General features: G+C 59.5%; 20 protein-coding genes. 2 read left to right on the top strand and 18 right to left on the bottom strand.

Translation table 11 applies throughout. From position 1 onward, the window contains the following. Positions 1 to 22 precede the first annotated feature (22 nt). The 6 genes from ACI5FR_RS06905 to ACI5FR_RS06880 all read right to left on the bottom strand — a co-directional run bounded on the left by ACI5FR_RS06905 (position 23) and on the right by ACI5FR_RS06880 (position 7,596). The gene (locus tag ACI5FR_RS06905) at positions 23 to 1,159 is read right to left on the bottom strand and encodes a hypothetical protein (RefSeq protein ID WP_405452132.1); all 1,137 of its coding nucleotides are present in this window, start codon (positions 1,157 to 1,159) and stop codon (positions 23 to 25) included. A gap of 114 nt (positions 1,160 to 1,273) precedes the next feature. Then, a complete protein-coding gene (locus ACI5FR_RS06900) occupies positions 1,274 to 3,412 on the bottom strand; it encodes an alkaline phosphatase PhoX (RefSeq protein WP_405452129.1) in 2,139 nt (712 codons plus the stop codon). A 206-nt stretch (positions 3,413 to 3,618) separates the two neighbouring features. Then, positions 3,619 to 3,975: a response regulator gene (locus tag ACI5FR_RS06895; protein ID WP_405452126.1), complete on the bottom strand. Its 357-nt coding sequence runs from the start codon at positions 3,973 to 3,975 to the stop codon at positions 3,619 to 3,621. 77 nt (positions 3,976 to 4,052) lie between these two features. Next, the gene (locus tag ACI5FR_RS06890; protein ID WP_405452123.1) at positions 4,053 to 5,513 is read right to left on the bottom strand and encodes an ArnT family glycosyltransferase; all 1,461 of its coding nucleotides are present in this window, start codon (positions 5,511 to 5,513) and stop codon (positions 4,053 to 4,055) included. A gap of 14 nt (positions 5,514 to 5,527) precedes the next feature. After that, positions 5,528 to 6,925, bottom strand: a complete 1,398-nt coding sequence (locus ACI5FR_RS06885; protein WP_405452120.1) for an ATP-binding protein — start codon at positions 6,923 to 6,925, stop codon at positions 5,528 to 5,530. Next, the gene (locus ACI5FR_RS06880) at positions 6,922 to 7,596 is read right to left on the bottom strand and encodes a response regulator transcription factor (protein ID WP_405452117.1); all 675 of its coding nucleotides are present in this window, start codon (positions 7,594 to 7,596) and stop codon (positions 6,922 to 6,924) included. Before ACI5FR_RS06880 ends, ACI5FR_RS06885 begins: the two co-directional genes overlap by 4 nt. 184 nt (positions 7,597 to 7,780) lie before the next feature. Here ACI5FR_RS06880 and ACI5FR_RS06875 point away from each other — a divergent pair, with 184 nt between their 5' ends. Together ACI5FR_RS06875 and ACI5FR_RS06870 are read left to right on the top strand one after the other, a co-directional pair. Continuing rightward, positions 7,781 to 8,944, top strand: coding sequence for a peptidylprolyl isomerase (locus tag ACI5FR_RS06875; RefSeq protein WP_405452115.1), 1,164 nt, complete (start codon positions 7,781 to 7,783; stop codon positions 8,942 to 8,944). A 162-nt stretch (positions 8,945 to 9,106) separates the two neighbouring features. Further along, the gene (locus ACI5FR_RS06870) at positions 9,107 to 9,943 is read left to right on the top strand and encodes a cupin domain-containing protein (RefSeq protein ID WP_405452237.1); all 837 of its coding nucleotides are present in this window, start codon (positions 9,107 to 9,109) and stop codon (positions 9,941 to 9,943) included. Between the two features lie 72 nt (positions 9,944 to 10,015). Here the strand turns inward: ACI5FR_RS06870 and ACI5FR_RS06865 are convergent, their stop codons facing one another. From ACI5FR_RS06865 to ACI5FR_RS06810, 12 genes are all read right to left on the bottom strand, one after another. After that, on the bottom strand, positions 10,016 to 10,567 hold the full coding sequence (locus ACI5FR_RS06865; protein ID WP_405452113.1) for a chloramphenicol phosphotransferase CPT family protein: 552 nt from the start codon (positions 10,565 to 10,567) through the stop codon (positions 10,016 to 10,018). 204 nt (positions 10,568 to 10,771) lie between these two features. Next, positions 10,772 to 11,266, bottom strand: coding sequence for a hypothetical protein (locus ACI5FR_RS06860; RefSeq protein WP_405452110.1), 495 nt, complete (start codon positions 11,264 to 11,266; stop codon positions 10,772 to 10,774). A gap of 661 nt (positions 11,267 to 11,927) precedes the next feature. Then, positions 11,928 to 13,235: an FAD-dependent oxidoreductase gene (locus ACI5FR_RS06855; RefSeq protein ID WP_405452107.1), complete on the bottom strand. Its 1,308-nt coding sequence runs from the start codon at positions 13,233 to 13,235 to the stop codon at positions 11,928 to 11,930. Positions 13,236 to 13,353: 118 nt separating this feature from the next. Continuing rightward, the gene (locus tag ACI5FR_RS06850) at positions 13,354 to 14,907 is read right to left on the bottom strand and encodes an extracellular solute-binding protein (protein WP_405452104.1); all 1,554 of its coding nucleotides are present in this window, start codon (positions 14,905 to 14,907) and stop codon (positions 13,354 to 13,356) included. Positions 14,908 to 15,008: 101 nt separating this feature from the next. Further along, the gene (locus tag ACI5FR_RS06845) at positions 15,009 to 15,869 is read right to left on the bottom strand and encodes a carbohydrate ABC transporter permease (RefSeq protein WP_405452101.1); all 861 of its coding nucleotides are present in this window, start codon (positions 15,867 to 15,869) and stop codon (positions 15,009 to 15,011) included. Beyond that, positions 15,863 to 16,771, bottom strand: a complete 909-nt coding sequence (locus ACI5FR_RS06840; protein WP_405452098.1) for an ABC transporter permease — start codon at positions 16,769 to 16,771, stop codon at positions 15,863 to 15,865. The genes ACI5FR_RS06845 and ACI5FR_RS06840 overlap by 7 nt, the downstream gene beginning before the upstream one ends. A gap of 72 nt (positions 16,772 to 16,843) precedes the next feature. Further along, positions 16,844 to 18,790, bottom strand: coding sequence for an FAD-dependent oxidoreductase (locus ACI5FR_RS06835; RefSeq protein ID WP_405452091.1), 1,947 nt, complete (start codon positions 18,788 to 18,790; stop codon positions 16,844 to 16,846). Between the two features lie 131 nt (positions 18,791 to 18,921). Then, entirely contained in the window at positions 18,922 to 20,499 is a 1,578-nt protein-coding gene (locus ACI5FR_RS06830; RefSeq protein ID WP_405452088.1) for a response regulator, read from the bottom strand. After that, complete coding sequence (locus tag ACI5FR_RS06825; protein ID WP_405452085.1) at positions 20,471 to 22,276, bottom strand: cache domain-containing sensor histidine kinase; 1,806 nt, start codon at positions 22,274 to 22,276, stop codon at positions 20,471 to 20,473. Before ACI5FR_RS06825 ends, ACI5FR_RS06830 begins: the two co-directional genes overlap by 29 nt. Before the next feature lie 147 nt (positions 22,277 to 22,423). Then, positions 22,424 to 22,771: a cytochrome o ubiquinol oxidase subunit IV gene (locus tag ACI5FR_RS06820; protein ID WP_405452083.1), complete on the bottom strand. Its 348-nt coding sequence runs from the start codon at positions 22,769 to 22,771 to the stop codon at positions 22,424 to 22,426. Between the two features lies 1 nt (position 22,772). After that, entirely contained in the window at positions 22,773 to 23,423 is a 651-nt protein-coding gene (cyoC, locus tag ACI5FR_RS06815; RefSeq protein WP_405452080.1) for a cytochrome o ubiquinol oxidase subunit III, read from the bottom strand. Beyond that, complete coding sequence (locus ACI5FR_RS06810; RefSeq protein ID WP_405452077.1) at positions 23,420 to 25,402, bottom strand: cbb3-type cytochrome c oxidase subunit I; 1,983 nt, start codon at positions 25,400 to 25,402, stop codon at positions 23,420 to 23,422. Before ACI5FR_RS06810 ends, cyoC begins: the two co-directional genes overlap by 4 nt. Positions 25,403 to 25,420 lie beyond the last annotated feature (18 nt).

The raw sequence follows: 25,420 nt of genomic DNA, 5'->3' as shown, positions 1-25,420 counted from the left end.
TGTTCCTCCTTCTTCCCGTCAATCAGTATTCAAAAGCGAGCAACGCCGTCAAATTGTCGAAGGAGTACGCCTGTCCCGACCGCGCATCGGCGAATCCCCCGTACAGCGGGCTGTTCTTGTCCATGATTTGAAATTCATTCATCCGGCGAATGCTCGACTCGTAGAGATCGGCATCGTGAGCTACGGAGCCGATCATCGCCGCAATCGCGTAGATGGCGGTCGAGCGCACCGTGCTCGCAGGCCGGCCCTCCCTCGTGTACTGCCCATAGAGGGTGCCGGCCGCTACATGCTCCTTCACGTAACGAATGCTCGCCGACTCGTGCTGCCCGACTTCCACTAGCGCAAGGATCGTCAGCAGCGACTCTACCGTCTGGATGGTATCGGAACGGTAGGTCTTCGACTCATAGTCGTACCGGCTCTCGAAGAACGGAAACGTATCGGAAATGTACCCATCCCGGGCGATCCGGAGCATATTCGCGGTCAAAGTGTCCCTCTTCGCCGTGGCGAGGGGGAGCAGCTGCAGCGTCCTCAGATCGATGTAGGCTAATGTTATAAATGAGTTCGTCCGCTTGACCGACTCGTCATAGAAATCATACATATACCCATCCAGGATATTGTTCCGAATGAACCGGTCGCCGTATGCATTCGCCTCCTCCATATAAGGGCCGGAGGGGAAGGCCTCTGCCGCTTCATGGAGCGACCGGATGATCCGCAGATCGTCTACGGCCGCATTCAGCGGATACCGCTTGTTGTGCAGCGGGCTATACCGATAGCTGAGGCCGGAGCCGAGCTCGAAGGTCCGCTTGGCGAGCGTCCACTCGGCGTCATAACGGTCCCTCTGCCCGGACCGGGCATAATAGCGCAGCAGGAGGCCCGCCGATTCGCTCAGCACCTCGTGGCCGGAAGCGGCCTCCCGGGTTTGATCGGTCTCCTGCAAATTCGTATAGACTCCGTACATACCCGTCAACCGGTTGCGAATAAAGGATTCGAGCGCTTCCCGGTGAGGTTCGGTCTGTAAACGCTCCCCATACGAAGCGTGCAAAAGCGAGGCTTGTTCCGGTTCGACCGGCAAGCCAACTTCTATTCGAAGCTTTACTCCCGCCGCGAGAGCGAGCAAGAGCAAGGCCGCACATATCCCGATCCCAACTCGTTTCCTCATCCTCCGCAACTCCTGTCCAAAAAGCTATTATAGCAGAAGCTCCGGAACGATTTCCCGAACCAAATAAACCCTGCGAATCCTATTCGCAGGGTTTATCACTTTATAGCATGAGGATTAGTTGTTCAAGAAGTCGTCGAGGATGTCAGCCTGGAACATCGCTCTTTCATTTTCGATTTCCACTTTGCTGCCCAGGTCAGTCGGTTTGCCGTTAATCAGCGCCGAAGAGTCGCCGATCTTCACATACAACGTTTTGCCGTTCAGTTTGATTGTGATGCTGCGCTCGTTATCGTTCCACTCGACTTTCGCTCCGACCGCTTCGGCAATGTCACGCAGGATCACTTTGCCCTTCTTGATCTCTTTGATATGAGCCAGGGAAGGAAGTCCGCTGAGATACCCGACCGATCCCGCACGCTTGTTATCCCAATATTGGTTGATGAAAGGCTCGACTTGGGCTTTCAAAGCTTCCGGCAAAATCATTTCGTCGCCCGGGTGCTGGAGATTGCTCATGATGTAGCCGAATCCGTTCAAATCATCCACCACTTGCAAGCCGGTAGCCTCCGCGCCGGCCGGTACGGACATGATCCGCGACAATTGCTGTGTATCGACATTGTAAGCCCAGAGGAAGTTGTTCGCGTGCATTCCGCTGTCTTCGCCGATGAACAGTGTTCTCAAGCTTTCGGAGAACGACAGGTTGTCCGGGTTCGCCACCTTGTTCACGGCCGCCGTGTTGCCTTTCTCGTCGGCCTTCGCCAAATCTTCCCCGATGACCAAGCCCTTCATCGCTGCGGGGACATATTCACTGTTAATCGCGCTATTCGCGGAATCCGTCTGTTTGCCCTGAAGCGCAATCTCATAGGTGACACCGGACTTGAGCTTGTTCAATTGAATATGGTCCGTAGGCTCCTCGTCTTTGGCATCCTTCTCCATCGCCTTCTCTACCGAAGACATGGCGACATACATTTTCTTATCCTTTTCGTTGACCGTAACGCCTTCCATCTTGTTAAATTCCGCAGTTGCGCCCAAAATCGCTCCGTAACGGCGGGATTCCAAGAAAGCCGCCGCCTTCTCCATCCCCGGCTTCACTTTCAGCCATTCGATTTTGCCGGACGGGTACGTTTTGACTTTGGTGAATCCCGCGGTGTCTTGATCTGCGGTCTCGAAAATGTCGCTGAATTTGATCGCTTGGTCGATATAGGCTTTCACTTCGCTGTCCGTCGCATGGCCGAGCGGAATCCACTGCAAGTTAGCGGATCCGCCGTCCTTGGCGCTCGTCTGAATCCACTTGGCCGCATAGAGTGTCCCGGCAGACAGATCTTCCGCTTTATCCGCCACATACATGAACATCATCGTATTCGCGCCGTCGTCCCCGAACAGGACCGTTTTGCGGTCCGGAGCCACTTTGCCCAATTCGTGGGAGAATCGGCCCAAGCTGTAGTGTTTGACTACGGTGGTAGTGTTGTCCGCGTTGACCGTTACTTCGGGAATATAGCCGTACGCGTAAGGATTACCCGCCTTCGTGTCATCCTGGAAATAGTTTTGCGTGAAGGAGGCTACATAAGTCTGAGTCGGATCTTTCTCGAACGCTCGTGCGTCCGCTTCGTACTCTTCGCTGCTGAGATGCGTATTCCATGGAGTGAGCGAGCCGTTGCAAGGAATCCACAACCCGCCTACCGCCGAGAAGTCGACTTTCTTCAAATCCGTTACTTTCAGCTCGCCGGTCTTCTTGTTCTGGTCCAGGGTGGTCAGGGAGATCGACGCCGGGATGATCCCATAAGCCGATTTACCCGCATTGTTCGATGTGATGTACTCATAGTGCGTCAAGAGCGAAAGCGCGTTGCCGCCCAATGGGCCGGACTTCATCCCCTTGACGCTCATCAGGCTGTTGGCGTCGGGAGCGTCGGAGACGAACGGAACGGGCTTGTCCGGCACGCTGGTGTCCATAATCGGATTGCCATTCACATCGATGGCCAATCCGGACGGAGTTCCGTTCACCTGGTCGGTGGATTTGAACAGCGTTTTATAAGTGAGCGGATAAGATTGCACGTTTCCGTCCTGGAAGGTTACTTTGAGCGAAGCGGCCGAATAAGCCTTGGCCATGTCTTCGGGTGTGGCAGGGGCTTCCATCCCTACGAATTCCACCGATTTAATTTTCTTGTCGGCTTCTGCATATGCGGACACCGGCAATACGGCAGGGGCTAATACGGCGATCCCCAAGAGCGGCGCTAACCATTTCTTTGCTTTTTTCTTGCTCATGAACATTCAGCCCTCTCTCTAAGAAGTATTTACCCCCTAACTGTACGCCTGTTTTGTTAACGGAAAGCCCGGATCATGTAATGGTTTTGAAAAGATCGGTGAAAGTTGTTGAAAATGCCAAAAAACGCACCCTGGCGGCTGCTGGATTTCTCCATGCAAGCAGGCTGCGTTGATTAGGACAGAGGCCGGTTCGCTCGGCCGACGGATTAATTCGCCATCTTCGACACGGCTTCCTGAATCCGGTCTTTTTGAAACGGCTTGACTACAAAATCTCTCGCTCCGCAGCTGATGGCGTCCAGCACCATATCCCGTTGTCCCATCGCCGAGCACATGATGACCTTGGCCTTCGGATCGAGGCGGCGGATCTCCCGGAGCGCCTCCACCCCATCCATCTCGGGCATCGTAATGTCCATCGTGACGATATCGGGCCGTCGCTTCGTATACTCGTCCACGGCTTCCTTTCCATTCTTGGCCTCCGCTATGACCTCATAGCCCAGCTCTTCGAGAATCGTCCGCATCATAATGCGCATAAATGCTGTGTCGTCCACTACCATGACTCTCATTGGTTCAGCGCCTCGCTCTCTGTTGTGCTACTTCTTTCATTGTAGCAGGCGATCCTGAACAAAATCTGAACAAGCGGTTACGGGGTAGAATTTGTCGGTTTATGGCCCCCCGTTAATCTAGCGCCTAGCCAATACACCCCGTAGCTTTGCAAAATAAACAAGCCGGGCATCATGTCCATCCGGTAGCGGGTCTGGATCTCGATCGCAATATGGATCGCGGCGTAGCCGAGCAGCAGGATCAGGAGCAGGGGGAACAGGGACTCATCCTCCGGATCGCGCCGCCTCGCGAACAGCCGAGCCGCCATCGCGATGAAGCCGAAGCCGGCGGCGAGCAGGTATCCGACGCGCTCGCCCTGGATAGCGAGCCGCTGCAGCCGGGGGCGGTCCTGCTGCCACAGGCTCCACATGAACGCCGAGTCCTCGGCGCCCCACATGACCTCGAGCTTGCGCAGCAGTAGACGGGCAAGGGCGGGCTTGTCCTCGAGCCGCTCCAGGAAGAGGCGGCGCTCCGCCTCGTCGCGCGCCTCGCCGAGCGGATACTGCAGGACGTAGTCCGTATCCGCCTGCGACCAGCCGCCCGTCGTCTCCGGGTTGACCCCCACCATGAACTTCCAATACGGCTCCGGATTGGACAGCGGATACGGCGTCACCCCCGTCGCCTGCAGCGCCCAGCTCGTGCTCTGTAGAAGAGCGAAGTAGACCGCGACAACTCCGACCGCGGCGGCGAGGCGACGCCATACCGGACCGGCGTCGGCCCGTCGGGCCCACAGCCCGTACAGCACGACGAAGGCCAAGTACCCGGCCACGAACACGCTCCCGAGCGGGCGCATCAGGTTCCCGAGCGCGAAGCAGCCGCCGATCAGCGCCCACCGATAGGCGCTCGGCCGGTTATGCTCCACCACGCACAAGTACGCGCCGAGGAAAAAGAAGAATGTCGAGATATGCTGATTCGTCAACACCGAACACATCATGATCTGCGGCACATAGAGGGCGAACGACAAGCCCGCCGCGCGGCCGCACCACTCCCCGAACACCTTGGCCGCAATGGCGTAGACCAACAGGACAATGCCGGTGTTGAAGATTACATTGAACAGCTTGAGCACGAGGAGATGATCCCCGAACAGGCGGAGCACGAAGCCTTCATAAAGCGTGAAGCCCAGCTGATACACCCAACGGGTGAAATAATCGGACGTGCCGAACGAGAAGTCGCCCCGCGCCGCCTGCCGAGCGGCCGTATACATATCGAGAAAGTCCGAGACCGGCTGCGTATCGACGTAGGCGATCCACCATAGCCGCACGCCCGCCGCGAGCACGACGAGCACCGCCACCGCCTGAACCCGCGAGAGATAGCGGTTGACGGCGAAGCCGAGCAGGAGCAGGACCGCCGCCGCAAGCAGCAGCAAACCGGCCGTTGCTCCAGGCGAGCCTGTCCACTGGGCGGTCGTGTTCCTCCAAGCCTGGATCGCCGTCCAGGCGAAGAAGGCCGCCCCTAGCGCGAGCAGGACGCGGGTCACACCGGTTGTGAGCTTGCCTTGCACTTCACGATCGCCTCCTAGTCCTGCACTAGCGGAAGCACGACGGTGAATTGCGCTCCCTGCCCGGGCGTGCTGTCTACGCAGACCGAGCCCTTGTGCATCTGCACGATTTTCTTGACGATGGACAAGCCGAGCCCGCTGCCGCTAGATCCGGACCGGTTCCGCGACTTGTCGGCCTTGTAGAACCGCTCGAAGATGTGTGCCTGATCCTCGTCGGCGATGCCAGGCCCCGTATCCCAGATGCGTACGACCGCCTCGAAGCCGCGCTTCGTCAGCGCGATGCCGATCGTCCCGCCGACGGGCGTGAACTTGATGCTGTTGTTGATCAGATTGATCCACACTTGGCTGAGCAGCTCCTCGTCCGCGATGAGGTCGATCTCCTCCAGGGAGACATCCATCTCGATCGACTTCTCGACCCACTGCGGCTCGCAGGCGAGCACGATGTTGCGAATTTGCTTGTGCAGGCGGAACCGCTTCGCTTCGAACGGATGGTGCTGCGACTCGAGCGACGTCAGCTTGAGCAGGTTGTCGCTCAGCTTCGACAGCCGCCGGCTCTCCGTCTCAATAATGCTCAGGTACCGCTTGCGCTCCTCGAGCTGCAGCTGATCGTTATGCAGCGCGCGCGTGAATCCGCTGATCGACGTGAGCGGAGACTGGATCTCGTGCGAGACGTTGGAGATGAACTCCTGCCGCATCCGCTCCATCTCGTTCAGTCCGATCGCCATGTCGTTCAGGCTCTCGACGATCGGGCCGAACGGGCCGTTTGTATGCGGCTTTGCATCCAGATTCACATTGAAGTCGCCCTTTGCCATCCGTCGCATCGCCTCGACGATCGGCTGGAGCGGACTCATCGACCGCCGATGCCGCCTGACACCCCACATGCCGAAGAGGATCATCATGACGAACGACAGCAGGATCGTAAAAAGCTGCTTGCCGTAGTCGTGGAACAAGCTCGGGGTCACGGTTTGGATGAACAGCGCCTGCCGTTCCCCCGCTACCTCGATCGGCTGCCCGGTCGTAGCGACGCCGGAGCGGAACGGATTGTGCCGCGGCAGCTTACGCACCGTCCCGCCGGCGAGCACCTCCTGCACATCGGCCGCCGACACGGTGTCCGCCTCGAAGCCCGGCTCCGGGCCGAACGCCCGCCGGTTCCCGCTCGCGTCGACAAGCAGGAGGCGGTCATCCCGCAAGCTCGCGAGCTGCCTTACCGTCTCCTCCAGATCCCCGTTACGTTCCGCGGCATACAAGGCCGCGATCGTGCTGCCGCGCGCCAACATTTCCTCCCAATGCTTCGGCTTCGCCCCATAATCGTAGAGGAACGAGATCAATAAGAACGCCAACGACCAGCAGATCGAGAGCGTCGTAATGATCTGCAGGAGCCGCAGCACAAACGGCCACTTCTTCACCATACTCATCCCTGCACCTCTAACCGATACCCGAGCCCGCGAATCGTGCTGATCCGGAAGGAGCAGCGTTCCTCCGGGAACCGCTCGCGCAGCCGGTTAATATGCACGTCGACCGTTCGTTCGTTGCCTTCGAAGTCGTAGCCCCAGATCTGCTCGATCAGCTGTTCCCGGGAGAATGTCTTGCCCGGATAGCTGGCCAGCTTGAACAGCAGCTCGAACTCCTTCAGCGGCAGCGTCATGTTCTTCCCGTCCAGCGACACCTCGTATGTCTTGCGGTTCAGCTCGAGCATCCCCGCCTGGACGGTCTGGGACGTGGCGATCCGGTACCGCTTCAACAGCGCCTTCACCCGGACGACGAGCTCCAACGGCTCGAACGGCTTGACGAGATAATCGTCGGCGCCGAGCTCGAAGCCCCGTATTTTGTTCGAGGTCTCCCCGACCGCCGTTAGCATGAGCACGGGGAAGTCATAATGCTCCCGAAGCTCGCGCGCGAGCTGCCAGCCATCCATATTCGGCATCATTATATCCAGAATGACCAGATCCGGCGCGGCCGACTCGAGCACCTCGAGCGCTTCCACTCCGTCGCCCGCCTCCAGCACCTCGAAGCCTTCCTTGCTCAGGAACACCCGCACGAGCTCGCGAATATGCGGATCGTCATCCACCAACAGCAGCTTCGTCATACGCTTAACGTGTCCATCCTTCCTTGTACCCCTGATGGTGCTATTATCTCATACTGTCCTTCCGGAAGCACCTGCCACACCTTCGATTCTCCTGTCGAATGGTGGAGAACCGGAGCAGGAAATCGGCCCTCGATGCGGAATACATAGGATAGATTTTCCCATATTTCACATTCGGGGAGAGAGGATGAGATTGATGAAGGACAAGCTGAAGGGTTTGGTCGTGGGCCTGGCGCTCGGCACGATGATGACCGGGTCGCTTACATATGCGGCGACTAGCACGGATATCGGGGTGTATTTTCGCGAGCTCAAATTCGTGTTCGACGGCATGGAGAAGGCTCCGCCGGAAGGGCAGCAAGGCTTTATCTACAACGACACGACGTATGTGCCGCTGCGCTTCGTCTCGGAATCGCTGGGCAAGGATGTCAACTTCGACAACGACACGGGGACGATCTGGATCGGCAAAAATTACGGCGGCGAAGCTGCGGCAGCCGTAGCTACATACCAAGGCGGACAAGTGTCCAAGGTCGAGCTCGACACGTTCATCTCCGCCACGGCGTTCTATAACCCGCAAGCGGGCGGCTCCTCCGCCAACCCGGCGTATCGCCAGTCGATGCTGCAGCAGTTGATCGCCTTCAAGCTGCTCGCCGCCCGTGCGAGCGATACGACTCAAGCGTCGGCAACCACCGCCGCGGATTTGGAATATGCCGGCATCGTACAGTACTTCGGCTCCGAGGCGGGGCTTGAGACGAACCTGAAACCGCTCCAATTGACGCTTTCTGAGATCAAGCAGTACATCTCGCAGCGCAACCTGGTTACACAAGTGCTGCTCACCATGGTCGACGACGCTTCGGTGCAAGCCGAGTACGACCGGCAGAAGAAAGCCGATTCGGCCGCCTTCGTCACCGCCACCGTCCGCCACATCCTGATCGGGCTCACCGATCCGAACACCGGCACCGCGCTGCGTACGGACGCGGAAGCATTGGCCCGCGCCAAAGAAGTGAAGGACAAGCTCGCCAAAGGAGGCGACTTCGCCGAGCTCGCCAAGACATACTCCGACGACGCCGGCTCCAAGAACAACGGCGGCCGTTATACGGACGCGGACATCAGCGGCTTCGTCGAGGCGTTCAAGAAAGCGTCCGCCGAGCAGCCGCTTCACCAGGTAGGCGATCCGGTCAAGACCGAGTATGGCTACCATCTGGTCGAGGTCGAGTCGCGGAAGACGAAATCGCTCGATGAGGTGAAGGATCAGCTGAAATCCCAGCTGATCGGGCCGGTCTTCCAAAAGTTCCTGACCCAAGAAGTGCCGGGTCTGATCCTCTCGAATTCGCTCGCCGGGCCGCAAAAGTAATCGGTTGACCCTACGGGTGGACCCCCTCCTACCATCGCGGCTGGAGGGGGTCCTTTTTTGCGTGTTGGGCGGTTCAAATCTAGACTCCTGTCACGGTTTCCCCTCTCCCGCATATCATGAAGGCATATCGATACCTTGATGATTGGAGTGTACCGCTTGACAATGATGAATCCCTATGAATTTTATAAGAGACCGGATCTGCAGTATTTCTTCGATTTGAGCAACAATCGGATTGCTACCCGTAACGCCGACAACTATATCAATCAATTGGGACGGGATAATCTCAATACGCTGGGCAATGTGTCTATGCTCGACATATACCTGAGCCAGGGGCGTGTCGTGGAGCCGCACTATCATCAGAACGCGGCCGAGCTGGTCTACTGCATCTCCGGATCGGCGAGGGTGTCTCTGATCAATCCGTTCACCAATCAAATCTCGAATATTGAGATTAAGCCTGGACAAGTGGCGAATATTCCGCAAGGCTGGTGGCATTGGGAAATCGCTCTGGAGGATAAGACCCACTTGCTCGCCATCTTCGACGCGCCGTATCCCAATTATATATTCGGCTCCGATATTCTGACCAAGACGCCGACTGAAGTGTTCGCTCATACGTATTGCCTGGATCCCGAGCTCTGGAAGAAAACCATTGAACCGCTTCACAACGAAACGATCATCATCGGGCCTACCGATGAATGCGTGATCCAAGCGCACCAGAAGCAAATGCAACAACAGCAACAACAACAGCAGCAACAGCAACAACAACAGGAGCAACAGCAACAACAACAGGAGCAACAGCAACAACAACAGGAGCAACAGCAACAGCAGGAGCAACGACAGGAGCAACAGCGCCAGCTGCAGCAAGAGCAGCTGCTCTACCAGCAGTATCAGCCGTATCCGCAATACCAGCCGTACCAACTGCATGCGGATCCGTATACCTCGGCCCGGCAACCCCAAGCCGCGCCTGCCTATTCCTATTTCCCGCAGCACCATTACCGCTGATTGAATACGCATCCCAGGCCGACGCACAGCCTGGGATGCGTTATGAGCGGCCTATCCAAGACTACCAACGCTTTATCCGATCGTCTTGATATAAGTCATTACGTGTTCGGCACACTGCTGAGGGTCCATCTCGTATGTACTCACCTGATAGTCGTATTCGACACTTTCATGGACGATCTCGTATTGCGATTTTGCCAATCCGATCTTCCGGTCCCCGCGTTCCTTCTCCCGCCTCTCCAGCTCGTGCAGCGGACAATAGACCCCCACCCAGATGACCGGGTATCCTTCCAGTATTCGTTTGCATTCTTCCTGTAGAGCTTTGCTGAACAGCACATGATCCACGATGACCTGGTGCCCCATGGCCGAAAGCGCTTTAATCGTCGTGTGCAGTAAAGTGATCTGCGGCGCGGCAACGATGCCTAGACCGATATTAATCGTTTCAGCCGACGTATTCTCCAAGAACGGAAACATACGCAAGTAGGCTTGCTGGATTTGTTGCCTGAACTCGTCCAGAGACAAGTAGCAATAGGCGTCCCCTGCTTGGGCCATTAAGGCTTTCGCCAGACTTGTTTTCCCCGCACTCGAAGTCCCGTTCAATACAATGATTCTCCCCTTGGTTTGCATCACTCGGTCCCCCGTCTATGCACGATCGTCAGGCTCATTTCTTCATCTCCTGGTCCGATATTCCCCAGCTACCCACCCATGACAGGTCCCCTAATTATAACCCAGATGGAAAATTACGGATACAGGGAAAGCGCTCAGACCCAATAAAAAGACGCTCCCTTAGACAGGAGCGCTATAATAGCGGGAGGCTAGCAAAAAGTCGGATCATACGTCTACATTCGATCGGCCGGCGGTTTGTCGGCCCCGCTCAGGGAGGAGCAACGCGAGCAGCGGGCGGCTGTACGCCACCGAATAGTGGAGCGCCCCGACAAGCAACAACAACCCGCTGAGCGAGCCGAGCACGGACACCGGCACGACCCACCACTCGATTGGTTGGATAAAGAATGGAATCAACGACACCGCCAAAATCGGTGGGGCGTTCCAATGGAACTTGCGGATCATCCACGTGACCAGCAGGGTATTCAGCAGGAAGGCGGGTACTCCTGGATACATCGCGTTCAGCAACGAGCCTAAGCAGGAGGCGATCACGGCGCCGAGTGTTATGCGGGACAAGTCCCTTAGCTCGAACGCGCGGGTGACGAACAAGTACGAGAATGCGCCTAACGTGGGATAGAACACCGTCTTCAAGGACGGGATATGTAAGGAGATCCAATATAGGATCATGAGGTACAAACAAATGGTGACGGTCTTGAAGTTCACGTTTCGAAAAGCCTCCAACGGGTGTCAGGTCTGAGCACAGCTTTTGTTAGTGTACTATGCGGGGACGGAGCGGTCAACGGTCATGTTTGGGAAAGGCGTGACAATAAGGCGCTGGAGTAGTGTGCGGCGGGGGCGATTCAGATGGTTGATTCCTTGTTACTTGGCAAGGGCGCGTTCAGTTGGGGGAAAAAGCCGGAAATTTCGTGTTACTGGGCGGGGCGCGTTCAGTCGGGGGGGAATAAGCAGGATTTTCCGTGTTACTGGGCGGGGTGGCGGTCATTTGGTGGGAATAAGCCGGAAATTCCTTGTTACTTGGCGAGGGCGCGTTCAGATGGCGCGAATAAGCCGGAAATTCCTTGTTACTTGGCGAGGGCGCGTTCAGTTGGAGGGAATTAGATGATAGGTCAGCTTTACTCGACGGGGATGGGAGCTGGACAAGAGGGAAATCCTCCCTCTCCTTATGCGATATATGGCGAATTTCAAAGTAAAAGAGGGAAAACCTCCCTCTCATTTGACCGAAACGGGCCAAATCGGGCCGATTTCGGAGAAAATGAGGGAGGTTTTCCCTTTCGTATGCGGGAAGCCGACTGAATCGGCTCAAAGAGAGGGAGGAATTCCCTCTGTTGTGCGGTGTGGCGGGAGGACTGCCGTTGCTAGCGCGCTACTCGGCCACGCCGGTCGCTTCGCTTGGCTGGCCGAGCACCGCGCCTTGCGCGGTCAGCGCCGCCTGCACGCGGCGGACGTCGAGCTCGCGCGGCAGCACGCCCTCCTGCGCGCACAACGCCGCCGCCGTACCCGCCGCCTGCCCGATCGCCATGGCGATCGGCTGCACGCGGATGGCGGAGTGCGCCTCGTGCGTGGCCGAGATCGGGCGCCCGCCGATCAGCAGGTTCTCGATCTTCCGCGGCACGAGCGTCCGGTACGGAATATCGTACCACTCGCCAGGCGGCAGCGACTGAATAATGGTGCCGGTGCCGGCCGGGTTGTGAATGTCGACGGGATACGCCCCGCGGGCGATGACGTCGTCGAACTTGCAGCAGGCGAGCAGCTCCTCCGCCGTGAGCACATAGTCGCCCATCACCCGGCGTGATTCGCGCACCCCGATCTGCGGCGCCGTCGTCTGCAGGTAGGCGTCCTCGAACGCCGGCACATGCGTCTTCAGGAAGTGAACGAGCTGCTGCACTTGGCGCCGCCCCTCGATCTCGGCCTCCGTGAGCGCCCACGGGTCGGTCGCGTCCTTGAACAGCACGCGGGTCGTATTGAAGTGGATGACGCCCGGCTGATTCGCGTAGAACCACAGCACGTTCTCGCGCGGGCAGTCGATCTCGCCCCGAGCCTTCGCCTCCAAGTACAGATCGGTAATCTCCTGCCGTGTCAGCATCCGGTCCATGTCGACGCCCGCCATCCGGAAGTTCAGCGTCATCGGCTGGCTCAGGCTATCGACCGCCCTGCCCTTCTCGACGACCGCCCCCGCCAGGGCGGCCAGGTCGCCGTCGCCGGTGGCGTCAACGTAGATGCTCGCCCGCATGTCGACCAGGCCGGCTTTATTGGCGAGGCGCACCGCTTCGATGCGCTTGCCGGCCTCATCCATCCTCGCTTCGCCGAGGAAGGAATGGTACAGCAGCTGCACGCCCGCTTCCTGGCACAGCTCCTCGGCCGCCACCTTCAGCGCCTCCGGATCGAAGGCGGTCTTCTGCTTCGGATGCCCGTACATGCCCATTGCCGTCATCCGGTCGATCAGCTCCTGCAGCACCCCGAAGATCAACTGCACGTTGCCTCCGCCCGAGGACCAATAGCTCATCCACGGGTTCACCATCATGGCCGTGCCCGCGCCTCCTAGGAATCCGTACCGTTCCACCAGAAGCGTGCGGGCGCCTTCCCGCGCCGCCGCCACGGCGGCGGCGATCCCGGCAGGACCGCCCCCCGCGACTAGCACATCATACGTAGACTTGGATTGTGATTGGCTCATGCTCATGCTTCTCCACTCCTCTCTTCACCGGGCTAGGAACCCGGGCTAGGAGCCGGGCTGGAAGCCCGAGCCCCTGGCCCAGAGCCCGGCACCCGAGCCCGGCGTCCCATAACCGGTTTTATTTAACGAACCCTTGCTCCTTGATCTGCTTCGCACCAGCATCTACATAAGCTTTATACTTAAACGTCGTCTCCAGCGTCTTGAGGAAGTCCGCGTATTCCGCGATCGGCCGCTTGCCCGAGATGAACTTGATCATCTCTTCCTCCGCATACCGGTCCGCATCGGCCTTGTTGAAGTCCGAAGGCGGAATGACCGAGCTGTCGAAGGAGCGGATACGCGGCGTCTTGATCGCGAATTCCGTCGAAGCCGCCTGATTCGGGAACTTGATGGCGAGGTACTCTTTGTTCGGCCGGCCGGTAATCTGATACACGTTGAAGTAGTTGCCTTCCTTCGCCATCAGATCGGTCGGGACGACCTTGCCGTCCTTCATGTTGTAGTGCTTGCCCTCCAGGCCGTACATGACGAGCGTATTGCCTTCCTTGCCGGACACGTAATTGATCAGCTCGATCACCTTTTGCAGCTTCGCCTTGTCTTTCTCCAGCGCCTTCGGGATGACCCAGTAGCGGGAAGGACGATCGTAGTCGTACGATCCGTCGTACTGGCCGCCCGGCCCTTTGACAGGCACCATCTGTACCCATTGGGCGTTCGGGTTGATCGCTTTGTACTGCGCAACGAACTCATCCTTGTCGATTTCCGTCCAGCCCTTGAAGATAAGGCCCGCCTTGCCTTGGAAAGCCTTCTGCACCTCGAGATTCGCCTTGTTCGTCATAATCTCGGGGTCCACGACGCCGACGTCAATCAGAGACTTGATATACTTGAGCGCTTCCGGCATCGCGGGATCGTAGTAGGCGTTGATCACCTTGCCGTCCTTCTCGTAGAACGAGCCCGGGAGGCCGACGCCATGTGCGCCGAAGATGGTCGCGAACCCGTCCAGCTTCGCCCCGGTTATGCCGTACGTGTCTTTTTTGCCATTGCCGTCGGGATCTTGCTCGGTAAACGCCTTGGCCACCGCCATGAACTCATCGAGATTCGTAGGCGCCTTCAGGTTCAGCTTCGTCAGCCAGTCCTGGCGCACCCACATCGAGCTGAATGGGACGTCGCCGACCCGAGGAACCGCATAGATTTTGCCGTTAATCGTCACCTTTTTCATAATGTCCGGCGTCTGCCCGGTAACGAAGTCCTTGGCCGGCTTCAAATCTTTGTCGAAGTAGGGGGTCAAGTCGAGCAGCAGACCTTTGTCGGAAAATTCCTTCACATCGGCGAAATCGACCGAGAACAGATCCGGGTAATTGCCTCCGGACAGCCGGACCCGGATTTGGTTCTTGTAATCGTCGCCCGAGGCGATGGCCGTCAGCTGCAAGTCGATCCCCAGCTTCTTGTCGAGCGTCTTCTTGATGTCGTCGGCATCCGGCGCCGGCAGCCCGGACGCGGCCATCGCCATCTGGATTTTGACCGGCGCTGCCGGAGCGGACGTCCCGGCCGGGGTCGCCCCCGCATTGCCGCCCGTACCCGGCGTCGAGGAGGAATTGTTCGTGCTCGAGCCGCAGCCGGCCAACAACGTTCCGGTTAATACAGTGGCAAGACCAAGCGGCACCCATTTGCTCTTGTTCATCCCAATACCCCTTCCTTCTGATCGAAGCGTTTGTTTTGTATTGATGCCGGACTCGAAGTCCGGTCGATCAACCCACCAATCAACCAACCTGCAAACTGGGGCTACCCTTTGATCGAACCGAGCAGCATGCCCTTCGTAAAATGCTTTTGCAAAAACGGATACACAACCAGAATCGGTGCGCTGGCGAACACGACGGCGGCCATCTGCATCGTCACCGTCGGCACTTGGTCTTCCGCATTCTCGAGCGGCTGCTGGGACAGCATCAGGATTTCGCGGACGACGACCTGCAGCGGATACAGCGAGCGGTCGGTCATATACATGATGGCGCTGAAGAACGAATTCCAATGCCCGACGGCGTAGAACAGGCCGACCGTGATCATGACCGGCAGCGACAACGGCACCGCCAGCTGGAACAAGATCCGGAACTCCCGCGCCCCGTCGATGCGCGCCGATTCGAACAGTTCTTCGGGCAGCTGCTCGAAAAAGCTTTTCATAATCAGCACGTTGAAGCTGGACACGGCCGTCGGCAGGATGAGCGACCAGAGGCTGTCGATCAGCCCCGTAGCCTTGACGATCAAGTACGTCGGGATAATGCCCCCGCTGAACAGCAGCGTCAGCACGACCATCATCAGGAACATGTTGCGCCCGGGCAGTTGCTTGCGGCTCAGCGGATAGGCGAGCAGCGTCGTCAGCATGAGATTGATCAAGGTCCCGACGACAGTGATATAGATGGTCACGAGCAGTGACCTCGGGATGGCCGAATTGCCCATCAGCTTCTCGTATGCATTGAACGTCAGCTCTTTCGGGAAGAGCACGTACCCCCCATGCTTCAGCACGACCGCGAACGGAGTGAGCGATACGGCGAGCACGTACAGGAGCGGCACGACCGCTGCCAGGCCGACCAGCGTCAGCAGCACATAGACGGCGATCTGGAACCCTCTGTCCCCGATATTCCTCACCATATGCCTTCCCCCCATCGCTTGGACAACGTATTCGAGATGTAGACGAGGATGAGCCCGATAACCGACTTGAACAAGCCGACCGCCGACGCGAGGCTGTAGTTCCACTGCTCGAGCCCCGTCCGGAACACCCACGTGTCGAGAATATCCGCGACGGGATACACTTGCACGTTGTACAAAATGTAGATCTGCTCAAAGCCAGCATCCAGCATATGGCCGAGCCTTAGAATGAGCAGCAGGATAATCACGTGGCGGATGCCGGGCAGCGTAATGTGCCACACCATCTTCAGCCGGCTCGCTCCGTCCACCCGCCCCGCCTCATACAGCGTCGGATCGATGCCCGCGATTGCGGCCAGGTAGATGATCGCGCCCCAGCCGAGGTTCTGCCAAATCTCCGAGCCGACCAGCACGCTGCGGAACCATTCGGTAGAGGTCAGGAACGGGATCGAGTCCCCGCCCGCATCGACGATCCACCGGTTCAGGATCCCGGAGTCCTGGGACAGGAACATGATGAGGATCCCGTAGATGATCACCCAGGACAGAAAATGGGGCATGTAGCTCAGCGTCTGGACCAGCGACTTGAACCAGCGGACCTTCGTCTCATTGAGCAGGATGGCCAGGATGATCGGCGGCACCATGCCGAAGATGAGCTTGTAGATGCTGATCAGGAACGTGTTCGTGAGCAGCTGGGTAAAATACGGCGATTCGTAAAATTGCTGAAAGTATTTGTACCACGGATCGGCCCAGGAGCTGCCTAGAATACCCTCCATCATGTTGAAATCCTTGAAGGCGATTATAACTCCGTACATTGGAACGTACTTGTAGACCAAGTAGTACACCACACCGGGCAGCAGCATGAGGTAAAATTCCTTGAACGCCCAGATGTGCTTCATACGCTTCGGCATCGGCTCACATCCTTTCTCTGGCTGCATTAGCTGCTCTCGCTGCTCTCGCTGCGCGGGCGGCACTCGCCGCGATTAGCGGCCCCCGCGCCTCTCGCGCAGCAGCGCGTACAAGCTCGCGGCGAACTCGCCGCGCGTGACGGCGCGGTCCGCGCTCGCCGCGGGCACGCCGCCCGCGACCGGCGCCGCCGCGCGGTGGCCGCGCGCCGCGGCGAGCCAGCGCTGCGCCAGCACGAGCGGCAGCTCGGGCTGCGCCGCCCACCGCTCGCGCGGCGACGGCTCTTGCCGCGGCAGGCGCGGGCCCATGTCCGCGCCGGCGGGCAAGAGCTGCGCGGACGCGGGCAGCGCCGGCAGCGACCGGCCGCCCTCGAGCGCCCGCGCGAGGGCGACCCAGCGCGAGGCATCGGCGGCCGCGAGCGGCTCGTCCGGGCGGGCCGGGACGCCGGCGGGCAGCAGGCCTTTGGCGCGCAAGTACTGCACCGCCGCCGCCGCGTCGTGGCCCAGCTCCTCCGGCGCAAGCGGCGTCAGGAGCTGGCCGCTCGCGAGCAGCCGGTCCTGCAGCCGGTCGACGGAGACGTCGCGCACGGCGACGCCGGTCTCCAGGCTCAGGTCGGCGGCTACTCCGGCGGCGAACCCGAGCTGCATCCAGCACGGCTCCATCCGGATCGTGCCGAAGCCCATATGCGAGGCGGACACCGCCACCGGGACGAGCAGGCCGTCGACCGCCTGGGGGACGATGACGCCGTACGGGATCTGGTAGACCTCGGTGATCCACCCAAGCCCGAGGAAGCCCTCCAGCGCCTTGTTCCGCCCGGCAGGCTCCCGCTTGCGGGTGGCGTGCGAGTCGATCGGGTAGTGGCCGACCGCGATGCTGTCGAACTTCACCGGCGCGGCCTCGAGACCGGGCGCGAGGCGCGCGTCGTTCTCGGTGAAGACGTATTCGCCCCGGATGCGTCTCGCCTCCCGCACATAGATCTGCGGCGGGAAGTGGCCCGTCTCGCGGAACTCATCCGAGGCGTACCCCCACTCCCGCGCCTCGAGCTTGAACGGCTCCGGCAGCTCCTCGTCGTGCTGCAAGAACCACAGCAGCCCTTGGACGTACGTGCGGTGCCGGTCCACGATCGCCTCCCGCGTCTTCGCGTCCGCGGTCGGGTAGTCCAGGTTCTCCTCAGGATAGTCCGTCGAGCACATGCAGTAATGGTGGTTGTTGCAGTCCGTCTTGCCATTAGGCACAGGCAGCATGTTCATCACCCCGCGGATCGAGGTGACCCGGCCTTCCCGCACGTCCTCAAGCAGGCTGACGTACTTTGTCCGGTCATAGCCCTCAGGCTGATGGAACGGGATGCGATTGTCCGGCACCTTCGTGAGGCACAGCCGGAAGTTATACGCCTGGATCAGGTCGTCGCCCTCCCCGGTACTGCCGGGGAACACTTCCTTCGACGAGTCGAAGTTCATGTACAGCTTGCCGGCGTATTCCTCGTTCCATACGTCCCGCGATTCGCGGCCGAGATCGAAGGGCACGCCCGCCATGGCGGCGAGATCGCCTTCGTACGTGCCGTCAATGAACGTGTCCGCCTCTATTGTGATAGCGCTTTCTTTATTGACGTCGCGAACCGTCAGCCCAACCAGCTTGCCGTTCTCCACACGCACCGCCGTCAGCTCGCAGCCGCTTCTCACTTCGAGCCGTTCGGCTTCCGCGTCCAGCATGTCCTTCAGAATCCCGTACGCAACCGAAGGCTCGAACCAGAGTCCGTTGTTGCACGCCTTCACTTGTTCCGAATCCGGTCCGTAAGTCTGCGTGTAATGCTCCACCACCCGGGCGGCGAATTCACGAAAAATAGAGCCTGCCGAACCCAGCGAGATGATGTCGGTCCGGCCCAACCCCCCGGTCATCATCCCGCCGATATGCGAGGAAGGCTCCAGCAGCAGCGTACGCCGGCCGCACCGGGCGGCTGCGAGAGCAGCCCCGATCCCGCCAGGTGTCGCGCCGTATACAGCAACTTCGCATCGTATCTCTGTCATGCCCGATCCCTCGCTCCCTGTTCGATTTCGCTTGATGTCTTAACGATAGCATGGGGAAAAGTACGGGCAGAAGGAACATTTTTCAGCCGTTCATAGAACAAAATTCATTTCTTTCGATCCACACATTCGCGTTACGTCCGCTCCGCGCTCCTAAATTCGCTCGGCGTCTGTCCCGTCCACCGCTTGAAAATCTTGATGAAATAGTTGGCGTTCGGGAACCCGACCCGTTCTCCGATCTCCGTAGCGGGCAGCTCCGACTGCGCTAGCAGCTGCTTGGCATGGTCCACCCGCACCTGCTGAAGGTAATGGATGAGCGTGACGCCGGTCTTCTTCTTGAACAGCCCGCTGAAGTACGCCTCGTCCATCGCCACCATCGCGGCCACCGCCTTCAGCGTCACGTCCGAGCTGTAATGCCGGTGGATGTAGTCCAGCGCTTTGTCGATCTCCCGGTGCCCGGTCACGAGCTGCGCGGTCGCGCGGTCGCGGTCCGCGTAGCGCTCGGCGCTCGCCAGCAGCCGGTCGCGGAGCTCCGCGTGGCTCACGGCGTGGAGCAGCTCCTCCTCGGCCGTGGCGCTCCGCCCCGCGATCCGGGAGAGCAGCCGGTCGAGACGCACCGCCAGCTCCTTCACCGCTGCCATCGGCAGACAGCGCTCCCGGGCTTCCTTCCAGCCGGCGTCCAGCAGAAGCCGGAACTCGTCCAGGTTGCGCTGCTCGAAGCTGCGGATCCATTCCCGCTCCGTCTTCCACGTCAGCATCTCGGCTGCGGCCGGCCGCGGCCGGCCTTCAGCCGCCGCCCCCGCTCCGCCCCTTTCGCCGGGAGCTACAAGCATGAGCCCGGTGCGGCCCTCATACCAGGCGTGGTCCACGTGGCGCAGCACACGGCTCCAGGCCGCCGTCACCTCCTCGCCTCCCACCACGGCCGAGCACGCGGCGGGCCATGGGCAGGCCCCCTTCTCTACCGGCCAAGGCCGGACCGCTACGGGGTTCCAGACGAAGACGGTCGTCTGCCCGGAGTGCACGAACGTATGCGCGACCGAGCGGCTGCCCGACGTCACGAGGCCGAGCCGGTGGAAGTCGTCCAGCGTGAACGGGTCCGCCCCGTGCAGGAACGACCCGATCCAGACGGTGTCCGCCTTCCCTTCCGGCCGGTACCTCATCTGTTCCGCCGCGGTCCCTGCACCCGCACCTCCACCAGCACCCGTGCCTGCTCCGGCACCCGCTCCGGCACCGGCACCATGACGAGCCCCGCCCGTCTGGTGGATCGTCTGCCAAGCATCGCGGTACAACCGCTGATACGGATCGGCGACCGCCTGCGACCGGACGTTCAGGTTGCGGGCCAGCTCCCGCTTCACCTTGGCCAGCGTGTCGCCAAGCGACTGCTCGTTCATCGACAGCTTGAGCAAGTACGCCGATGCGCCGTAGTCAAGCGCCTGCCGGGCATACTCGAATTCGTTCATACACGTCAGCATGACGAACGACGCCTCGAGCCCCTCCTCCCGCGCCCGCTTCAGCAGCTCGATCCCGTCCATTCCCGGCATGACGATGTCCGACACGACGAGGTCCGGCGGATCGGCGCGCATCATCTCGAGCGCTTCCTGCCCGTCCGCGGCTTCGCGGGCGATCGTGAACCCCATGTCCTCCCAGCGGATCAGCTGCTTGAGCGACCGCCGGACGAACGCTTCATCCTCCACGAGCAATACGTTCCACATCGTCTGTCCCTCCTTCGGAATATGGAGCCGAGATAAGCAGCGGGAACACCAGCTGCACGCGGGTCCCCGTCGGCAGGGGCTCTATCTCAAGCCGTCCCTCTTTCTTGAAAAGGAGCTCCAGCCGCTCCCTGATGTTTTTCAGCCCGATACTCTTGCGCTTGCGGCCCGCGTTCGCCATCGTCTCCGTTTTCCAACCGCTTCCGTTGTCCTCCACCTCGAGGCGGCAGCGGCCCTGATCCGCGTAGGCGCGTATCCAGATAACGCCTTCCCGCTCCTTCAGCGACATGCCATGGAAGATCGCGTTCTCCACGAGCGGCTGGAGGCTCAGCTTCGGCACGAGCGCGTAGTCGATGCTCTCGTCGATCTCCCAGCGGATCTCGAAGCTCTTCTCATACCGGAAAGACAAGATGGACACATACGCCTCCGTAAGCTCCCGCTCCTGACGCAGGTGGATCAGATCCGCCTCCTCGTTCAGGCTCGTCTCGAGCAGCTTGCCCAGCGCCATGCAGATGTTAGCGGTTTCATGATCGCCTTTGCTCATCACATTCCATTTCACCACATTCAGCGTGTTCAGGAGAAAATGCGGATTCATCTGGGACAGCAGCATCTGGAACCGGACCGCCTCCTTCTGCCGTTCTTCCTCCTTCAGCCGGCGCATAAGCGCCTGCAGGTCGTGCACCATCTTGTTGAACGCCTTCGCGAGCGCGAGCACCTCACCCTTATACTTGTTCGTGGGCAGCAGCGTCAAAAAGACGTTGTCCGTAATCTCCGACATTTTCTTCTGGAGCAGCCGGAGCGGCCGGGTAATCTTGGAAAGGATGAAAAAGGTGATGACGACGAACACCAGCGTGAAGAGCAGGAACGTAGTGACCATTTGCTGCTTCATCTGATCGATATTGCCGAAGAACAGCTGGAGCGGGAACCGGCTGACGAGCGTCCATTGCATCGCGGGGAGCGGCATCCGGTTGTACAGGTAGTTGCCTTCGATCCGATGGGAAGGGCTCGACTGGCCGGACTCGGCCAGAACGAAGTCGGTCAGCGCCGATGTGGACGCGACGCCCGTCCCGCCTATGATGTCGTTGTTCTCGCCCAGCAGATAGAAATCCTGGGTGATGGGGAAGCTTCTCGCCATCGAAGAGAGCCAGGCCTGGAAGTCGATGCTGATGCGCAGCAGCCCGATGTCGCGGCCCTGCCCGTCACGCAGCAGCGAATACAGGGTTACGAGACGCGGGTTCTTGCTGTCTTCGGGCCGCAGATCGGATTCCTGGTCGGACACCCAGAGCAGCGAGACTTTCCCATTCTTCAGTTCGTCGAGCCCCTGTTGGTTCAGGGAGGCTTCATAAGACAGCGAGCGTGCCGGAGCCGGCGTATACGAGGCGTATTGCACGTCCCGCCGATCGGTTAGGGAATAATACACATAAGGGGAGGTGAGCGACTTGCTCTGGATATCGACCCACAAGGCGTCCATCATGCGCCGGTTCTCGTCGGCCGCCTGCTCCGTAGCCGGGGCGTTGGCCAAGAGCGCCGTGATCGCCGGGTCTTTCTCGAGCCGGATCGCGATGCGGAAGATCGCGCTGCGCAGCTCCTCGAACGTGAACTTGAGCTGGTTCAACTGTTCGGTGTTTTGCACGATGATTTGCTGTTCGATGGAGCTTTCGATTTTTCCGATGTTGTGGTACTGGAGGAACGAATAAGGCAATAGAATGACCAGGATAAACGCTAGAAACAGACGATTCTTAAGTGAAGTGGGAGCGAACATGCCGAGAACCTTCCTCATCGCACACCTCCGCGTCGTGGTTTGAACACAACTGTACCTGAATCCCGGCCAAAAGGGAAGACTGCAGAATCACCCAGACGCGCGAAAGCGGCCGTTCTCCGGTTCGCGGAAACCGAAGAACGACCGCTGCTAGGGTCCACTCATGCTCTATTGCACGGTAGCATTAAACGACATGATCCAAATGGACGCCGCGACGACCGTGAAGGCGATGACGAGTCCGAGAATCAGAGCCATTACGTTATATCTTGGCGCTTCGCCCGACCGAATATGCATGAAGAAGAACAATTGGACGATGAACTGCAGCACCGCGAAAATCAGGATGACGAAGATAAGCTCCCCTCCGGCGAGCGTCTCGTTCACCACCAGATAGAGCGGAATCAGCGTAAGCACGATGGAAAGCACGAAGCCGATCGTATACGATTTGAACGAGCCGTGCTCCTCATGCTCCTCATGGCCATGCTCCGGGTGAGGTCCGTGCGTATGCTCTTGAGCCATCTTACATCACCCCCATCAGATAGACGATCGTGAACAGGAAGATCCAGATCACGTCGAGGAAGTGCCAGTACAGCGTAACGTTGAACAGCTTGCGCTCGGTCACCGGCGTGAGTCCCCGCGAGCCGACCTGAATCATTATCGCGGTCATCCAGATGATGCCGAGCGAGACGTGCAGCCCGTGCGTCCCCACTAGCGTGAAGAAGGCGGTCCAGTAAGCGCTGGTCGAGATCGTGACCCCTTCGTGGACGAGTGTCATGAATTCTTTCACTTCCAGTCCGAGGAACGCGAGGCCGAGCACGGCCGTCACGACGAGCCAGCCGATGAGCTGAGTGACTTTCTTCTTGTGCTGGGCGAGCACCGCGAGACCGCTCGTATACGAGCTCGTCAGCAGGATGAACGTCTCTGCGACGAAGAGCGGGATCTCGAACAGCTCCTTGCCCTCGGGCCCGCCGGCAGTATGAAGGCGAAGCACCGCGAATGTAGCGAATATGGTAGCGAACAGGACGCAGTCCGTGACGAGGAAGATCCAGAAGCCCAGCTTCTTGATCGATTCCTGCGCCCGAAGATGATGGTCGTGACCGCCATGGCCGTGAGCGTCCGCGTGCGGAGGCACATGTCCTGCGGCGGCTGCGTTTGCCTGTGAATGTGTCATGAGATCACCCTCCCCATCGCCGCTTCGGTGCTTTTAATTTCCTCTACCGGGATATAATAATCGGTATCGTACTGGAACGAGCGCACTAGCATCGTGACGCCTACGCCGACGAGTCCGGCCACGGCCATCCACACCCAGCCGAACGTGAACCCGAATCCGGCGACGAACCAGAAGCCCGACATGATGATCGGAACGCCGGAGTTCTTCGGCATGTGGATTGGCTCGAGCGGCCCGGACGGCGGCTGGTAGGTCGGGTCTTGCTCCCGGCGGCGCTTCGTCTCCCACCAGTCGTCCATGCCGCCCACGTGAGGCTCGACGGCGAAGTTATAATGCGGCGCCGGCGAAGGCATCGACCATTCGAGCGTACGGCCGTTCCATGGATCGCCCGTTGTATCCTTTAACTTGTCGCGATGCTTCATGCTGTAGGCGATCTGCCATGCCTGGAACAGGAACCCGATCCCCATCAGGAATGCGCCGACGGTCGAGATGAAGTTGGCCGGAGCCCAGCCGGTATCCCAACCGTAGGTGTAGACGCGGCGGGTCATGCCCATGAAGCCCAGCGCGTATTGCGGCATGAAGCAGACGTAGAACCCGATGTTCCAGAGCCAGAACGCCCATTTCCCCAGCTTCTCATTGAGGCTGAAGCCGAACATCTTGGGCCACCAGTAGTAAATCCCGGCCAAGTAGCCGAATACGACGCCCCCGATCAGCACCTGGTGGAAGTGCGCGATCAGGAAGTAGCTGTTGTGGTACTGGTAGTCCGCCGGGGCGACCGCCAGCATGACGCCGGTCGCGCCCCCCACGACGAAGCAGGGGATGAAAGCGAGCGTCCACAGCATCGGCTGCTTGAGCGAGATGCGGCCCCGGAACATCGTGAACAGCCAGTTGAAAATTTTCACCCCGGTCGGAATCCCGATCATCATCGTCGTGATGGCGAAGAACGCATTCACGTCCGCCCCCGCGCCCATTGTGAAGAAGTGATGCACCCAGGTGAAGAACGACAGCACGCTGATCAGCATGATCGAGAATACCATCGATTTGTAGCCGAACACTTTTTTACGCGAGAACGTGGCGACAATTTCCGAGAAAATCCCGAACGCCGGGATAACGACGATGTATACTTCCGGGTGACCCCACATCCAGATGAGGTTCACGTACATCATCGGGTTGCCGCCCAGATCCATCGTGAAGAAGTGGCCGCCGGCGAACCGGTCGACGAAGAGCAGCGCCAGCGTCACGGTCAGGATCGGGAAGGCGAAAATAATCATGATGCAGCTGGACAGGACGGACCAGGAGAACAGCGGCATCTGCATCAGTTTCATGCCCGGGGCCCGCATCTTCAGGATCGTGATCAGGAAGTTGATGCCCGTCGCCAAGCTCCCGATCCCGGAGATCTGAATGCCCCAGATGTAGAAGTTCTGCCCGACTCCCGGGCTATGCGAATTCTCGGAGAGCGGCGGATACGACAGCCAGCCGGCGTCCGGCGAGCCTCCGATGACGAACGACAGGTTGAACAGCATCGCGCCGGCGAAGAACAGCCAGAAGCTGAGCGCGTTCAGGAACGGGTACGCGACATCGCGCGCCCCGAGCTGGAGCGGCACGATGATGTTGAACAGCCCGAACATCATCGGCATCGCCATGAACAGGATCATGATCGTGCCGTGCGTGGTGAAGACGGCGTTGTAATGCTCCGAGTGCAGGAACTGCACGTCGGGCAGCGCGAGCTGCAGCCGCATCAGGAGCGCGTCCACGCCTCCGCGGAACAGCATGAGCAGCGACGCGATCAAGTACATGATCCCGATACGTTTATGATCGACGGTCGTCAGCCATTCCCGCCACAGCCAGCCCCACTTCTTGAAGTAGGTCAGCACGAACACGATGGCCACCATCGTAAGGCCGATGCTGACGTCCGCTCCATAGATCAGGGGATCGCCGGTGACGAAGAAGGTCGACGCGAATTGTTTAATTGAGTCTAGCATACGTGGTCCCTCCTCTTC

Source organism: Paenibacillus sp. HJGM_3 (assembly GCF_045062745.1).
Classification (GTDB): domain Bacteria; phylum Bacillota; class Bacilli; order Paenibacillales; family NBRC-103111; genus Paenibacillus_AA.
The sequence above is the reverse complement of the archived record's forward strand: the minus strand, read 5'-3'. Positions and strand labels throughout refer to the sequence as shown.